This window comes from Vibrio sp. 2132-1 (assembly GCF_033344315.1).
Genome location: NZ_JAWPON010000013.1, coordinates 38,515 through 53,447 on the forward strand (window position 1 = coordinate 38,515; position 14,933 = coordinate 53,447).

At 44.7% G+C, this 14,933-nt stretch carries 14 protein-coding genes and 1 tRNA gene; 4 read left to right on the plus strand and 11 right to left on the minus strand.

Features of this window, described 5'->3' with window-relative positions; all coding sequences use genetic code 11:
- Positions 1 to 189 precede the first annotated feature (189 nt).
- From R8N47_RS15520 to R8N47_RS15530, 3 genes are all read left to right on the plus strand, one after another.
- Positions 190 to 1,521 carry a cytochrome ubiquinol oxidase subunit I gene (locus R8N47_RS15520; protein WP_033905059.1) on the plus strand — a complete coding sequence of 444 codons (1,332 nt, stop codon included), beginning with the start codon at positions 190 to 192 and terminating at the stop codon, positions 1,519 to 1,521.
- Positions 1,522 to 1,523: 2 nt separating this feature from the next.
- Positions 1,524 to 2,516 (plus strand): cytochrome d ubiquinol oxidase subunit II, encoded by a 993-nt coding sequence (locus tag R8N47_RS15525; RefSeq protein WP_033905058.1) that lies wholly within the window; start codon positions 1,524 to 1,526, stop codon positions 2,514 to 2,516.
- Between the two features lie 349 nt (positions 2,517 to 2,865).
- Entirely contained in the window at positions 2,866 to 2,994 is a 129-nt protein-coding gene (locus R8N47_RS15530; protein ID WP_017635045.1) for a hypothetical protein, read from the plus strand.
- 273 nt (positions 2,995 to 3,267) lie between these two features.
- On the opposite strand, the gene R8N47_RS15535 is transcribed toward R8N47_RS15530, so the two are convergent.
- The 3 genes from R8N47_RS15535 to R8N47_RS15545 all read right to left on the minus strand — a co-directional run bounded on the left by R8N47_RS15535 (position 3,268) and on the right by R8N47_RS15545 (position 6,872).
- Positions 3,268 to 3,355, minus strand: a tRNA-Ser gene (locus tag R8N47_RS15535).
- A 144-nt stretch (positions 3,356 to 3,499) separates the two neighbouring features.
- Positions 3,500 to 3,949, minus strand: coding sequence for an L-alanine exporter AlaE (locus R8N47_RS15540; RefSeq protein ID WP_054575116.1), 450 nt, complete (start codon positions 3,947 to 3,949; stop codon positions 3,500 to 3,502).
- A 502-nt stretch (positions 3,950 to 4,451) separates the two neighbouring features.
- Positions 4,452 to 6,872: a hybrid sensor histidine kinase/response regulator gene (locus R8N47_RS15545; protein ID WP_053349448.1), complete on the minus strand. Its 2,421-nt coding sequence runs from the start codon at positions 6,870 to 6,872 to the stop codon at positions 4,452 to 4,454.
- A gap of 51 nt (positions 6,873 to 6,923) precedes the next feature.
- Between R8N47_RS15545 and R8N47_RS15550 the strand changes: the two genes are divergently transcribed.
- Entirely contained in the window at positions 6,924 to 7,535 is a 612-nt protein-coding gene (locus R8N47_RS15550) for a YecA family protein (RefSeq protein ID WP_141135616.1), read from the plus strand.
- A gap of 73 nt (positions 7,536 to 7,608) precedes the next feature.
- Here R8N47_RS15550 and R8N47_RS15555 read toward each other — a convergent pair whose 3' ends face one another.
- The 8 genes from R8N47_RS15555 to tolB all read right to left on the minus strand — a co-directional run bounded on the left by R8N47_RS15555 (position 7,609) and on the right by tolB (position 14,928).
- Positions 7,609 to 8,775: a glutathionylspermidine synthase family protein gene (locus R8N47_RS15555; RefSeq protein ID WP_054866291.1), complete on the minus strand. Its 1,167-nt coding sequence runs from the start codon at positions 8,773 to 8,775 to the stop codon at positions 7,609 to 7,611.
- An 8-nt stretch (positions 8,776 to 8,783) separates the two neighbouring features.
- Positions 8,784 to 9,353 (minus strand): DUF1190 domain-containing protein, encoded by a 570-nt coding sequence (locus R8N47_RS15560; protein ID WP_025766906.1) that lies wholly within the window; start codon positions 9,351 to 9,353, stop codon positions 8,784 to 8,786.
- 8 nt (positions 9,354 to 9,361) lie between these two features.
- Positions 9,362 to 9,778 carry a DUF350 domain-containing protein gene (locus R8N47_RS15565; protein ID WP_005378281.1) on the minus strand — a complete coding sequence of 139 codons (417 nt, stop codon included), beginning with the start codon at positions 9,776 to 9,778 and terminating at the stop codon, positions 9,362 to 9,364.
- Positions 9,778 to 10,821 (minus strand): potassium channel protein, encoded by a 1,044-nt coding sequence (locus tag R8N47_RS15570; RefSeq protein WP_064353748.1) that lies wholly within the window; start codon positions 10,819 to 10,821, stop codon positions 9,778 to 9,780. The genes R8N47_RS15565 and R8N47_RS15570 overlap by 1 nt, the downstream gene beginning before the upstream one ends.
- Before the next feature lie 118 nt (positions 10,822 to 10,939).
- Positions 10,940 to 12,001, minus strand: coding sequence for a quinolinate synthase NadA (nadA, locus tag R8N47_RS15575; RefSeq protein WP_005387928.1), 1,062 nt, complete (start codon positions 11,999 to 12,001; stop codon positions 10,940 to 10,942).
- Between the two features lie 251 nt (positions 12,002 to 12,252).
- Entirely contained in the window at positions 12,253 to 13,005 is a 753-nt protein-coding gene (gene ybgF / locus R8N47_RS15580; RefSeq protein WP_005378285.1) for a tol-pal system protein YbgF, read from the minus strand.
- Positions 13,006 to 13,020: 15 nt separating this feature from the next.
- A complete protein-coding gene (gene pal / locus R8N47_RS15585; RefSeq protein WP_005378293.1) occupies positions 13,021 to 13,545 on the minus strand; it encodes a peptidoglycan-associated lipoprotein Pal in 525 nt (174 codons plus the stop codon).
- 30 nt (positions 13,546 to 13,575) lie between these two features.
- The gene (gene tolB / locus R8N47_RS15590; RefSeq protein ID WP_005387925.1) at positions 13,576 to 14,928 is read right to left on the minus strand and encodes a Tol-Pal system beta propeller repeat protein TolB; all 1,353 of its coding nucleotides are present in this window, start codon (positions 14,926 to 14,928) and stop codon (positions 13,576 to 13,578) included.
- Positions 14,929 to 14,933: the final 5 nt, after the last annotated feature.

Genomic DNA, 14,933 nt, shown 5'->3' on the forward strand with positions numbered 1-14,933 from the left:
CGCGACTATTAGTGGCATTTTGAGACAATTTCCTACACTCCTTTCTTTGTCTTAGTTGATATAAATCATGGTTAGAAGAAAACAGAATCACCTGTATTTCTCGATACATGAATCCAAACTGCCCGACTTTTCGTAACTAAATTACAGATAGACACGATTTTTAGTATGGCACGTTTTTGAGGAACCAAGATGTTAGATACCCTCATGCTGTCGCGGATCCAGTTCGCGGCCAATATCAGCTTTCACATTCTCTTCCCGACCATCACCATTGCGTTGGCGTGGATGTTGGTGTTTTTCAAGTGGCGATATAACCGCACACAAGCCCCCGTATGGCTCGATGTTTATTACTTCTGGGTCAAGATATTCGCTCTCACTTTCGCCTTGGGTGTGGTATCCGGCATTACGATGAGTTTCCAGTTTGGTACCAACTGGCCAGGCTTTATGGAACGAGTCGGAAACGTAGCTGGACCATTGCTCGGATACGAAGTGATGACCGCCTTCTTTATGGAAGCCACCTTCCTGGGTGTAATGCTTTTTGGACGAGGACGAGTACCGGAATGGGTTCATACTCTCGCCACCGTTCTGGTTGCTGTTGGGACAAGTATGTCCGCATTTTGGATTCTGGTGCTTAACAGCTGGATGCACACACCAAGTGGCTATGAAGTGATTGACGGCATTGTTCATGTGACCAGTTGGAAAGAAGTCATTTTCAATCCTTCTTTACCTTACCGTCTTCTGCACACGCTATTAGCATCGGCGCTGACTGCCAGCTTCTTGATTGCGGGTATCTCAGCTTATCAAATAATGAAAAAGCCAGATCACCGCTCAGCCAAACTTGGCCTAAAAGTCGCGCTGTTCGCGGCGGCTGGGTTCATCCCGGTACAAATCTTTGTCGGTGACCTTCACGGGTTAAACACGCTTGAACATCAACCTGCAAAAATTGCAGCGATGGAAGGTGTGTGGGAGACCGAGCAAGGCGCGCCTCTTCTACTGTTTGCGATGCCAAATAAAGAAACTCGTAGCAATGATTTTGAAGTGGGCATCCCGAAGTTAGCGAGTTTGATTCTTACTCATGACTTAGACGGAGAAATCCAAGGCCTCAACGAGTTTGCGCCTGACCACCCGCCAGTCAAGCCCTTGTTCTTTGGCTTCCGCGTGATGGTTGGTGTAGGTGTCCTTATGCTGCTGGTTAGCTGGTATGGCGCGGTGAAGCTAGCACGCAAAAAAGCGCTACCTAAACCTTACCTGTACACTGTATTAGCCATGACGTTCTCTGGTTGGATAGCCACACTGGCGGGTTGGTATGTTACTGAGATTGGTCGACAACCTTGGTTGGTCAGCGGTGTATTGCGAACATCCGAAGCCGTCACCACGGTTGCGAGCAGTAGCGTGATGACTTCGCTCATTATGTACTTAGCCATTTATGCTGCATTGCTGGTTGCGTACATCCATACCCTATTCTATTTGGCGCGCAAAGACGTTGCAGCCCATGAAGTCCCACTGACACAACAAGAGGCCTAATCATGCTCAACTATCTACCAGAAATTTATCTTCTGCTGCTTGGCTTCTCGGTCTTTATGTATGCCGTGCTCGACGGCTACGACCTTGGCGTCGGTATCCTTTTACCAAGTGATAATGAAGCGCAACGTGACCGAATGATAGCCTCTATCGGCCCTTTCTGGGACGCGAACGAAACGTGGCTGGTGTTAGCCGTTGGTATTTTGTTGATTGCCTTTCCTACCGCTCACAGTTTGATTTTAACGGAGCTCTATATGCCGACCGCCATCATGCTTATCGCACTGATAATGCGTGGCGTAGCGTTCGATTTCCGAGCCAAAGCGAACTCGGATCATAAACCTCATTGGGATTGGTGCTTCAGAATTGGCTCGCTAATCACCGCACTAACTCAGGGTTACATGGTGGGTCGTTACATCATGGGATTTGAACAATCAACCGAAGCATTTGGCTTTGCTTGGTTAAGCGCACTTTGTGTAGCGGCGGCGTACGTTTACATCGGTGGCGCATGGTTAGTACTAAAAACGGAAGGTGATTTGCAAATACGCTCGGCCCGTTGGTCTCGCCGTGCTGGTTGGTTAGCAGCCTTAGGAATCTTGGTGGTTAGCGTTGTAAACCCAATTGTAAATCAACAAGTTGCCTTGCGTTGGTTCAGCTTCCCAGAAATCTTGTTGCTTGCCCCAGTTCCGTTAATTGTATTGGCAACCATCTTCCTAGTTGATCGCTATTTGCGTCAGGTTCCAATGGTGAATGATCTGGGTGTGCGCTGGCCTTTCTTTGGTGTCACCGTCATTTTCGCGTTGAGCTTTCTCGGGCTTGCGTATAGCTTCTTCCCAGAAGTTGTGCCGGGGTTGATGACCGCACAACAAGCGGCCTCCTCACCTGCGACATTAATAATCGTGGGCTACGGTGTGATGATTGTTATGCCGGTGATATTGCTTTACACCTTTGTGGTATACCGGATCTTCAAAGGCAAAGCGACAGAACTTAGCTACAAGTAGGAAAGGGAATTCCTCAACAAAGCGCCGCTGCTCATGCGGCGTTTTTTTGCAGTACTCAACGACTAAAGTATCTACCCAAGGCGACTGAGTGGGAACGCTGAGAGAATGTAGCGGCAGCCAGTAGTTTGTTCCTAACTAGAACGAGATAACCGTTTCTCAACTATAGCGATACAGGCACAAAAACAGAAAGAATATTTGATGTTACAAAAGGTAGACCGCCACTTTAAAACGCTTTGAGTATTTTTTGCGCTCAATGAGGTACAAGTATACTTATGCTTTTTATGACTTGTGAACACTCAATTGCATGTTATGTTGCTGTTGAAATCGTACATGAAATAAGGACAAGAACATGAAGATAAGATGCAAAACGACGCAAAGCATTGAAAAATTTAACCCTGATGACCTCAATCCAAACACAGATCTCTTTGGTATGATTGCTGTTGTATTCGTGTTCATGGCTGTTTTGCTTAGCATCTAGTAGCACTACGTTCATTCTTGTGGCCGTATTCATACCTCATGTGATATGGCTGCTAAATTCTAGATTAAAGCGGATAGGCTAACCCGCACCAATCAGATTATGGCGGCCTCTGTATAGCATCTTCAATTTTGGCGTTGTATCGAGGTGAGGTGTGAATAGTTGGCTTGTAGATAGAATGGCGCTTGCACCTTGAGCACTCTTGTGTACTTTCAATGACGCATTACTTTAGTGTAGATACGAAAAAAGGCCTGATAAATCAGACCTTTTAGAATGTGGCGGTGAGTGAGAGATTCGAACTCTCGATACGTTGCCGTATACACACTTTCCAGGCGTGCTCCTTCAGCCACTCGGACAACTCACCGAATCAAATTTTGGTTAGCATCATTGGCTAACGAGGCGCTAATTTAATGATTATGTGCCTGATGGTCAAGGCTAAACATAAAAAAAAGCGCCCTTTTCGAATCGATTGCTCACTAAGTAACTAAATTGAGCAAAACTGGGGCATTTAGATGCTTTGAGAATAACCGGGAACACGGAACCAACGGCGGCACATGTCCAAGAAGTACCCATACAACACACCCATGCCACAAGAAATAACAGCGTTACTTGCCACTGCGGTCACAATTTGATCTGTAGACGCGCCAACTGCGAATAAGATACCCGCATAAACTGGAGATTGAAATAGTACATAAGCGACCAGATCAGAGATGTTTTTCATAAAGGAAGACGGTGACACCTTACTACCTTGATGCAGCACCCAATCACGAAAAACCCCATACGGCCAAGCAATGGCGATATTCACTGGAATCGATAGCGTACGCGATGCTAGAGATTGCTCAAATGTCATCCCTGAAATCAAAATCTCGACAATCATCCCTGTGATAAAGCAAAAAACAACCATAGCAAAGGTATCCGCTGCGGCGTGACGAATACAAAATGGTCCACGAGACTTCATTTACAAAACCCTTAAAATCAAACACTGCAATTAATAAAAATAATAAAACTATTAACCACTAAAAAGACACCAAGCCAGTTAATGATGCAATTAGAACACACAAAAACTAGCTTATGGCTCTGTATTTAAAATTAAGTTGTAAATTTATAACCAACTTTTAAAGTAAAAGTAGTTTTTTTCACCAATGACGAGTAAAAACGCCTAAAATTACGTAAAAATGGTACAAAAACACGGATTTCACTTACATAAAAAGGGGTTACGATAATTATTTTGACGTAAAGTTAGAACAAAACTCGGACTGTAAACAGTCACTCCTATAGCTTATGCTACCAAGCTGCGAAAATTCAGAGTATTACCGATATAATCACAGTAGAAGGTCTTGCTGCTTTACTCGTAAAAGTAAAACTGCAAGCCTGTTCATTGCAGGTTAGAAGAGTTTGTCACGAAGCTGGATGACGTATGAATAGTAAGAACAATTCACAGTTGCGCCATATTGATTCAGTTATGGTGAGGCCAGCAAAATCGTTAATGTATCGATATCATCTTGGTCTGGGGATTGCTGACGCTTTAAGTTACTTCTTATCCGTTCAGCGACTGAAGAAACGTCGTCACTGAGTTCAAGGGGAGCCTCCGCAATGATCGCTGAAATAGCCTCAAGTGCTTCATTAAGATGTCCATTATCTAGAGCGACATAGAAGTTGAGTAACCACTTTTCAGCATTAAAGCTATCTGCTGCATTTCCATCAAAGTCCGATTGGTACTGATATAACTGTGTCGCATGAAGATACAGTGCATCATTTAATTCAGACTCCACTATTGGTTTCGCTATTATGTGGTCTGCTCCTACATTAATCATACGTTCTTGTGTTTCTTTGAACACATCCGCTGTACAGCCAAAAATCAGTACCGACTTAGCAGGTGAACTCATTGCTCGAATGGCTGATATGGCCCCAACGCCATCTAGAACAGGCATATGATTATCCATCAGTATCAAATCAAATGGTTTGCTCGCAACCTCATCGACTGCAAGCTGACCATTTTCGACACTTGTGCACTCAAAGCCCTTGGCTCGGAGGAAAGTTTCCATAATGATCGCATTTGTTCGGTTGTCTTCAACAATGAGTGCTTTCAACCCTTTACAGTTCAATTTATGTGTATTGATTGACTCTACTTTACCCGGCTTGCAAGGTGTAAGGGCAATTTCGACAGTAAAAGTCGTTCCAGCGTCCTCCTGACTCTCTACAACCACTTGCCCACCCATATGTTCCGCGATTTCTTTGACTATTGCTAAACCAAGCCCTGTACCACCAAACCGTCTAGTCGTTGATGACTCCGCTTGCTCAAAAGGACGAAAAATGCGTTTTTGTGCCTCTTTTGAAATACCAATTCCTGTATCTTTTACCTTTAGTATCAGCTTGGTGCCTGCCTTACTCGATTTCTCGGCTAGCTCTACCTCTACGATGCCACGATCGGTGAACTTAACAGCGTTATTGAGTAGATTGAACAGTACTTGACGCAAACGGGCTTTGTCATTGTTGTACCAACGACCCGTTGGTACATGCGAGACGACTCTAAAGCGAAGACCTTTTTCTGCACATAGAGTTTGATAAACACTCTTGATACTGCCGATAATCGACTCAATTGGGAAAGGCTTATTTTCAAACTCAACATGCCCTTGTTCAATTTTTGAGTAATCTAAAATCTCATTGAGTAATGTCATCATGTGATCACCTGAATCATAAAGTGTTCTCAGGTGCTTACGCTGCTCATCGGTAAGTGGTGTTTTTAACAGTATCTGGGCAGTTCCTAGTACACCGTTCATTGGTGTGCGAATCTCGTGCGACAATGTGGCTAAGAATGCCGTTTTAGCGTTTGTCGAAGCCTGAGCTTTTATTCTCTCCTGCTCTAAATAGATCGTCTTTTCATTGAACTTCTCGATAAGCTGTCCGATTTCGTCATCGCTATCGTAGTCAATATCTATGATCCCACCAGTTTTCGAGTCATCAATCTTAGCGGCAATGCGAACAATTGGTTCAACAATATAGCGATTCAGTAAGTAGTAACCGACCAAGACACACAAGAGCAAAAATGGAATGATCCTCCCCTCAACGCTCATCACTTGTTCAAACACTTGATCGGCGACTTTAGCTTTTGCGTTGACAACTTCCATGCGCCAATCGAACTCTCCGAAATCAAGCTCGCTGACATAAATTTCGTCCGTCAGTTGAAAGTTGTGTTCAATAATCACGTTTGAGTCAGCATCGCGAACCACTACCCCCAAAGAATGCTGGTTCGTGTGCTCTCGAATAAACTGAAAAAGTGCATCAAGTGATAGGTCTACCGTTACAACTCCAGCGAATCGACCGTTTTGGTAGTACGGAGAAGACGCGGTAATCATCTGGACCTGAGTAAAGGTATCGATGTAAACCGTAGACCAACTAACAGAACCTACCGGAGCATCGGCGGCAGCGACATACCAGGCTTCATTATCATAACCGCCAGATTCGGGGTTATTGTAGGAGTGAATTTGGTCAATACCACTATCACTGTTTTTATTGAAGAATAGACTTTTATATCTCCATTGTTCTGCTTTTAGTTCGGGTTTAGGCCATACGCCACCACTAACAAGCATCTTGTCACTCAATTGAAGTATATGTGGAATTATTGTGTTGAGAGATTGAATATTTTCAGTCCCTTGGGCTAGCCCTACTAAGCTGCTCAATACACCTGTAGAACTGAGGAGGGGCTCTTTTATCTCAAGAGCCAGGAGTTGGGTACGTAACTCTAGGTTTTGCTCTAGCTTTTGTCTAACCGGTGGCTCAACAACCAAATAGGCGACAGAACCGATAGTGGCGATAAAGAAGCACAGGTAAAGTGTTAGGGCGAGAATGCTTTTTTTTCTAAGTGATGAGCGAATTTCCATAGATGTGTGAATCATTCCCTAATATCGATTTATCACTAATTGATTGGTAAGATGAGCGCAATCAACCATCCCATTAACAAATGGTATTCTATTTTGAAACTACAAGACATCCTTTCTCTCCCAGAACTTGACGGTAAACTACTAAACCTAGCAAAAACTCAAGGCTTTGTAACAGCGATGGCTGCAGCGCCAAACGTATTAATGCCTCAAGAGTGGTTGCCATTCTTATGGGGTGGAGAAGAAACAGCGCCATTTACTGACGGTGAACAACTAGAGCAGTACATTGACGAGATTGTACAAATGTGGAACCAAACTCGTCCCGCTCTCCTAGAAGGCACTTGGCAGTGGCCTGCAGGGTGCGCGCTAGATGAGCAAGACATTGTAACAAGTCAGGCTCGCGATTTCTGTGAAGGTGTATTACAAGGCTGGCAACTTGCGCGTGATGACTGGGAAACGTTGATGCCTGAGGATAGCGAAGATAATGCCCTACTCGGTGGTGTTTTACTTTCTCTTACTATGCTTTACGACCCAGAAACAACCATTGAAACATTGGCCGAACAAGGTATGGAAGGCTTAGAGCAGTTTGAAGAGATCTTCAATGCAATGCCAGTGATGTTATGTGGTCTTACCCAGCGCGGTGTTGCATTAGCTGAAGAACAATAGACGCAACGCTGTCGACCATCAAGATTGAACGGCTGAATAGACAAAAAGCTCTCCAAATGGAGAGCTTTTTTGATCATGTTAAAATTACATGTGGAATATACCGCGCCATATCTTGAGTCACTAAGCTACTGTCTTCCCTAATCGAAATACCGGCAGCTCTATCATTGACCAACCAACTGCCAATTAACGTATGGTTTTGCCCAAACTTAGGTAGTGGATGGTATTGCTGGACGATATTGAATTTAGATTCATAAGGCCCTGACGTTTTAACAAAACGTTTTCCATCGATGACGATCTCGATGTTCGCGCCCTCTCGAGAAAATAGTGGCTTGATGACACAATCTCTCATAGTGTTCGCTTTTGAATCGTTAGCAAAATAAGCGGGCAAAAGGTTCGGGTGATTAGGAAAGCGCTCCCACAATAACGGTAAAAGTGCTTTATTGGATAGAATCGACTTCCACATCGGTTCTAACCAGTTTACGTTCGCAGTCGCTAAGTACTTCGCATATTCCTCTTCAAACATAAACTCCCAAGGGTAAAGCTTAAACATCCAACGAATCGCTCTGTCGTCAGCATCCACAAACAGACCATCTTCCGTCACTCCAATATCTTCGACATGCACGAATGCCGTTGCTAACCCTGCCTCTCGCGCGCAATCCTCTAAATACTGGACAGTCCCTTTATCTTCTTCAGTGTACTTGCAGCAGCTAAAGTGAAGTGTTTGTCCTGGTTGGTATTTTGCTATTTCGGCAAAGCGCTCGATCAAAAAGTCTTGAAGAATATTGAATTGATCCGCGCTCTGGTGAACTCGACCTTTATTTACAACATCTTCTAGCCACACCCACTGCCAAAAGCCAGTTTCAAACAAGCTGGTTGGCGTATCCGCATTGTTTTCCAGTAATTTTGCAGGCGAGGTCCCGTTGTACGCGAAATCCAGCCGCGAATAAAGCGAAGGTTCGCTTCGTCTCCATGAAGAAGCGACCTGCTCCCACATAGATTCAGGGATCGCACATTGCGTCAGCAACCGCTCACTCCGAACGACTTCATCCACAATAGCCAGGCACATCTGATGCAGCTCTTCAGTGGGCGCTTCTATATCGCGCTCAATTTGCTCCAGCGTGAATTGATAGTAAGCACTCTCATCCCAATACGGTTGGTCATACATGGTATGGAAACCAAAACCAAACTGGCGTGCTAATTCACGCCAGTTTTCGCGCTCTTGTATTTCTCGTCGAAACATAGTTCTTTTTAACCGCCTCGACTGACCGACACCGCTTTACCAAACCCGCCTCGAGACATCGCCCTGCCAATGGTGCCGCCACCACGTTTATTAAGGCTATTCGTCGCAACTTTGGTCGGCTGATTTCGGTAGGAGCCAAAGAATTGTCCTGCTCCATTATAGAATTTGGATTTATAACGGTACATCGGCTCTGAGTAATAGCTCTTGTTATAACCTTTCAACCCGCTTAATGAGCGACTGTAAAAAAAACCGCCAAAGTTAGGTACATAAGCTCGGGAACTGGAACTGTAGTAACAATCATCCTCGTAGAAATCATTCTCGCATTCGAACTCGCTGCGGTAGCGAGGGGCATTTTGTTCGGCACGAGCTAAAGCTTCTTGGTATGCAATGTCACACTGTTCACTAAACTCAGGCGAGTTAGATTTACACTCATCAGCATCAGAAAAAATGTACCCTTCTGTTTTTGACTCGTACGTAGCAAAGAAGAAAATACCACCAAAGGCAGCAAAGGGAAGAATTTTCCCAAGCTTTAAGCTTTTGTCCATGGAAGAACGTTTAACGTTAGAACTCCGCTTCATCGTTCCTCCTAGTAAGTCATGCAAGCGGCATTCAATACGCCGACCGAAACAGAAACTGCGGCTAATACGATACCGGCTGGCAGTTCATCTTTTTCGATACGCTCTGCCACTTTCGGAAGTAAAATAAAGCGTACAATTGCAAATGCGATAATTTGAGCAAGCATTGCGACAACGCCCCATACCATAAAATCGACGATATTGACTGAGTTTTTTGCCGCCCCCGAAATCGCGAGACAGTAACCAAGGAAAGCCCCACTTAGCGCAATCGCTGCTGCTGTATTTTGTTTTTCTTTAATCAGATGCCACTCATCGTATGGCGTCAACTTGACGTAGATGAACTTAAACGCCAATACAAAAATAATAGAAACAGAGAAATAGAGTAAAAAGTTTGGGAAGCCTGCTAACAGGCCGGCAATCATGTGCATTATTGTTCCTTGTTCATTTCTTTCCAGGCAAAACCTTCAATACGTTCATCTGCAATGTAAAACAGCTTGGTACTCGCGGGTACTTCAGCATCTAAATCTGGGTTGAGTTGAATACCATCGCCAATATCAAAAGCAATCAGCGTGGCATGATGGCGTCTTTTGAGAAAAACGAAGAGATTCTCAATAGTGGTGGCAGACTGCCCCTCAGGATAAATAACTGAGTATTGTGTCATACCTCGTGTTGAAGCCAAAAGCTCCTGATGAAGCGCACTTGAGCCCGGGTCAACTGCCGCTTTTGCCAACATTTCTGCGCCAACAGCAGGTATGCATTCCGCTTTCGGGCAATGCTGATTTAGAAGTCGGCCTAGCGCTTCATCTTTAAAGTAAGCGACCAAATGAGCGGAAGGGTTTACAGATGCGCAGTACAGAGCGGCTGACAAGGTAATGTCGTCCGAGAGATTATCCACAATAATGCAAGCGGCTTCGGCAATATTGGCGTTTTTCATTTCTTGCGAATCGGTATAACTGGTCACTTTGATAAAACTGATTTCGCCAGGTAACGGGTTCTCTATTTCTGAACGGCTGCATAAAACAATCGGGCGCTTTCCCTCTTCTTCATGTTGTAACATGCGAATAAGGTGCATCGTTCTCGATCCATTCCAGCCCAACAATACAATATGGTTTTCCACTCTTACTCTCCGTTTTCCTAAAATACCCGCTCGCCAATAGTCCATCGCTGCTCCAGCGACACGCCCCAATAATGCGGCGAATAAGCTCAAACCGCCGGGGATTACAAATAGTACGACAACCCATTTACCCAAATCTGTTACAGGAGAATGGTCGCCATAACCCACCGTACTCGCCGTAACCATGAGGTAATAGATAAAGTTAGCGAAACTGTCTGTTAATGCGGTTTCACCAGCGAGAACCAGCAGCCACCATGAAAGGCTCACATATAAGCCACTAAAGATGAGAAGGCTTCGGTTGCTCAATTTAAAAAGGTGGGAACTAAGCCACTTTTTAACTACTAACCACACCGCCATAAATTTATGACCTCGATATTCATTGATTGCATCAATAGTAACTCATTGATAGTAAGACACAAAAAAACCAGCCATATTCGGCTGGTTTTTGAGATTTACTTTCAGTTACGCCTACTTTTTAAGCATTACCTTTCACTTGCATATTTAGCTGCTCAGCAAAATCTAGCATGCGGTTAAGCGGTATAAGGGATTTAACACGCAGTTCTTCGTCAACAAAAATCTCGTGCTCTTCACCACCTTCACTAAGCGCTTTCTCAATTGCTTTCAAACCGTTCATCGCCATCCAAGGACAGTGTGCACAGCTGCGACATGTTGCGCCTGCACCTGCGGTTGGCGCTTCGATAAGTTCTTTCTCTGGCACAAGTTGCTGCATTTTAAAGAAAATACCTTTGTCTGTCGCAACGATCATTTGTTTGTGAGGAAGCGCTTTCGCTGCTTTGATCAGCTGACTCGTTGATCCAACGGCATCGGCAAGTTCTACGACGCTTGCTGGTGACTCAGGGTGAACCAAAATAGCCGCATCTGGATACACGCTCTTCATTTTTCGTAGCGCATCAGCAGAGAACTCATCATGAACCACACACTCACCCTGCCAAAGCAGCATATCTGCGCCAGTTTTGTTAGCGATGTACGATCCTAAGTGACGGTCTGGTCCCCAGATGATTGGCTTGTCTTCGGCGTCTAAATGTTCCACGATTTCAAGCGCAATGCTTGATGTAACGACCCAATCGGCACGAGCTTTAACTGCGGCAGACGTATTTGCATAAACCACAACCGTATGATCAGGGTGAGCATCACAAAACTCGCTGAACTTATCCGCAGGACAGCCAAGGTCGAGCGAACATTCCGCTTCCAACGTTGGCATTAGAATGCGCTTTTCTGGTGTCAGAATTTTGGCCGACTCGCCCATAAAGCGAACACCACCAATAATCAATGTACTTGCAGGGTGACGATTACCAAACTTCGCCATTTCCAACGAGTCACCAACAAACCCGCCAGTGTCTTCAGCTAGGGCTTGAATCTCAGGGTCGGTATAATAGTGCGCGATAAGTACCGCATCTTTTTCTTTGAGTAACTTTTTAATACGCTCAATGTAAGATGCTTTTTCTTCTTCGCTTAATGGAACTGGTTTCGGTGGGAATGGGTAAACAGTGTCGATTTTATCTAATATATGGCTCATTGCTCTTGCTCTACGCAACTTCCTTTAATCCGAGTATTGTAACCTCGTTAATTTTCAAAAACCAACTTGTCGCGGGGATTTCTAGCGGTCTAGCCGTATATCTTTGTTACAGGTAGCATTTCCGAGTAGCGAAATTCGGTGCAACACAAGGTCAGAGGCTCTGCATCATTGCTATCGACTTAGCCGTTCTGCACCAACAGAAAATGGAAAAGAAAAAGGAAGCCGAGGCTTCCTTTTCAAAACATAACGTCTTACAGCTTAGAGCTGGCAAGTTTTGCAGATGCACTACCTGGGTATTCATCAACCACTTGTTGGTAGTACTTTTTCGCTTGAGCTGCATTGTTATTACGCTCAGCGATTTCGCCTAACTTAAGCAACGCATCGGCTCGCTTATTGGAGTCTTTATAAGACACAACAGCGGCAAAACTTTTCACTGCATCCTCATCCTGCTTTTTAGCGAAGTACAACTGACCTAACCAGTAGTGAGAATTCGCTGAATATGTAGAATCAGGATAATCTTTCTGGAACTGCTGGAACGCTGCAATTGCACCAGTGTAATCACGCTTTTTGAGAATGAGGTCAACTGCATTCTGATATGCCGTTTGCTCATCAACATTTGGAGTGTACTGGCCACCTGTTTTCACAGGTTGTGCTTCTTGTGCAGGTGTGGATTTTATCTCTCCACGAACACGATCCAGCTCGACAAACAACTCACGTTGACGTTGCAACATTTGTTTCATTTCGTAGCTATTTCGCTCTAATTGACCACGCAATTCACTGATCTCTTGTGACATTTGGTCAATTTGCTGTTGCATTTGGAGCTGAACGCGATTGCGATTTTGTAGCAAACGTTCTAGACGCTCTACTTCCGTTTCAGATGAACGGCTCTTAGAGACGGATGATGTGCTGTTGAGATCGGATACTGGAGCTGGTGCAGCGAACGCAAAGTTCGCTGCACTTGCCAGTAACGTAAGCGCAACAGCGCGCTTAGTGTTACTGAACATGAGGATTACCTCGAATTAGTATACTAGAACCGCGCGACGGTTCTTAGCGTAAACTTCATCTGATTGACCTAGAAGAAGTGGCTTCTCTTCACCGTAGCTAACGATTGAGATTTGGTCAGCTTGAACACCTAGTGCTTGTAGGTAGTTCGCTACTGCTTGTGCACGACGCTCACCTAGAGCAATGTTGTACTCAGGTGTACCGCGCTCATCAGCGTGACCTTCGATAGTTACGTTAAGTGCTGGGTTCTTGCTTAGGTAAGAAGCGTGAGCCGCTAGCATCTCTTCGTAATCTGCTGCAATTGTTGAGTTGTCAAAAGCAAAGTAGATTGTTTGAGTTTCACGTAGCGCTTGCTCTTTTAGCTCTTGCTCTGTCAACTGACCGCTTTGATCAATTGGCGTAGCTACTGTTGTTTCAACTGCGCCATTGTTGTTTGTTGCTGCACCAGTGTTAGAAGCAGCGTCGTCGCTTGAACTACACGCTGTAACAGCCATTACAGGAAGCGCGATTAGTAGCCCTTTTAGAACCTTGTTCAGTTGCATCTTATTTTCCTTTATTAATCAAACTTATTACTACAAAAACGGTGACCATGCAGGCGCTCGAACACGCCCATTTGTTGCCGGTAATCTAGCTTTGAATCGACCATCAATTGACACCATCGATAGTACGTTTTTCTTGTTGTAAATCGAGCTATACACAACCATGCCACCGTTTGGGGCAATACTAGGAGACTCATCAAGCAAGGTCTTAGTTAAGACTTGAAGAGCACCAGTTTCCAAATCTTGTTTCGCCAAATTAAATCCTGCGTTGCTGCGGTTCACCATAACTAGGAATCGCCCATCAGGAGTAATCTGACCACCCAAATTTTGGCTGCCTTGCCAAGTCAAACGGTCAATAGAACCGCTGCCCAAATTTACTTGATAAATCTGTGGTTTACCACCCCTATCCGATGTGAAAATCAACGATTTTCCATCCGGATGCCAGAACGGTTCCGTATTATTTGATCTGCCACGCGTAATTTGCGTCAGCTTACGAGTGTTAAGGTCAAACGTATAAACATGAAGCGAGCCTGTTTTAGAAAGAACAATCGCTAACTTATTGCCATCTGGCGAAAATCTTGGCGCACCATTGTGACGTGGGTATGAAGTAATTTTCTCACGTTCACCGGTGTAGATGTTCATGATGAAGATTTCTGCTTGGCCATTTTGGAAGCTAACATACGCAAGCTTTTTACCATCTGGTGACCACGCTGGTGACATTAATGGTTGCTTAGAACGTAAAACCAGACGCTCATTGTAGCCATCGTAATCAGCGACTCGAAGTTGGTAAGGGAAACGGTCTTTATCGTTCACTACCACATATGCGATACGAGTCATGAAAGCGCCACGGTCGCCAGTTAACTGTTCATACACCAAATCAGAGATACGGTGAGCGTACTCACGCATACGAGGCCCTTGAACAGTGGCTACTTTATTGAACAGCACATGATCTTTTGACAGAACCAATTCACCGTCACTACCAAGCGCCTTACTCTTCCCACCTGTTAACTGACCACGCACAATATCAACAAGTTGATAGTTGATAACGTAGTCACCTTGGTCGTTTTGCTTGATTGAACCAGTCAATAGCGCATCCACACCTAAATTGGTCCAAGCATCAAAATTAACTTCTGATTCACTGAACGGTGTTTGTGGCATTTTGCTCGTTGGAACTGGGCTGAATTTACCACTACGTTGTAAATCCGAGGCGATAACAGCAGAAACATCCGTTGGAAGCGCTTGTGTGCCCTCCCACTTAAACGGAACAACAGCAATTGGTCGTGCTGAATCAATACCATCGGTAATGACCAACTCTAATGCGGCATTCGCCACATTTGTCATACTGCTAAACAGTACAAACATTCCTAGTAAAAGGCGTCTAATCACGTCTT

Coding starts and splice junctions, on each gene's coding strand:
- R8N47_RS15520 (WP_033905059.1), top strand. CDS start 190: ATGTTAGATACCCTCATGCTGTCGCGGATCCAGTTCGCGGCCAATATC.
- R8N47_RS15525 (WP_033905058.1), top strand. CDS start 1,524: ATGCTCAACTATCTACCAGAAATTTATCTTCTGCTGCTTGGCTTCTCG.
- R8N47_RS15530 (WP_017635045.1), top strand. CDS start 2,866: ATGAAGATAAGATGCAAAACGACGCAAAGCATTGAAAAATTTAACCCT.
- R8N47_RS15540 (WP_054575116.1), bottom strand. CDS start 3,949: ATGAAGTCTCGTGGACCATTTTGTATTCGTCACGCCGCAGCGGATACC.
- R8N47_RS15545 (WP_053349448.1), bottom strand. CDS start 6,872: ATGGAAATTCGCTCATCACTTAGAAAAAAAAGCATTCTCGCCCTAACA.
- R8N47_RS15550 (WP_141135616.1), top strand. CDS start 6,924: ATGAGCGCAATCAACCATCCCATTAACAAATGGTATTCTATTTTGAAA.
- R8N47_RS15555 (WP_054866291.1), bottom strand. CDS start 8,775: ATGTTTCGACGAGAAATACAAGAGCGCGAAAACTGGCGTGAATTAGCA.
- R8N47_RS15560 (WP_025766906.1), bottom strand. CDS start 9,353: ATGAAGCGGAGTTCTAACGTTAAACGTTCTTCCATGGACAAAAGCTTA.
- R8N47_RS15565 (WP_005378281.1), bottom strand. CDS start 9,778: ATGCACATGATTGCCGGCCTGTTAGCAGGCTTCCCAAACTTTTTACTC.
- R8N47_RS15570 (WP_064353748.1), bottom strand. CDS start 10,821: ATGGCGGTGTGGTTAGTAGTTAAAAAGTGGCTTAGTTCCCACCTTTTT.
- nadA (WP_005387928.1), bottom strand. CDS start 12,001: ATGAGCCATATATTAGATAAAATCGACACTGTTTACCCATTCCCACCG.
- ybgF (WP_005378285.1), bottom strand. CDS start 13,005: ATGTTCAGTAACACTAAGCGCGCTGTTGCGCTTACGTTACTGGCAAGT.
- pal (WP_005378293.1), bottom strand. CDS start 13,545: ATGCAACTGAACAAGGTTCTAAAAGGGCTACTAATCGCGCTTCCTGTA.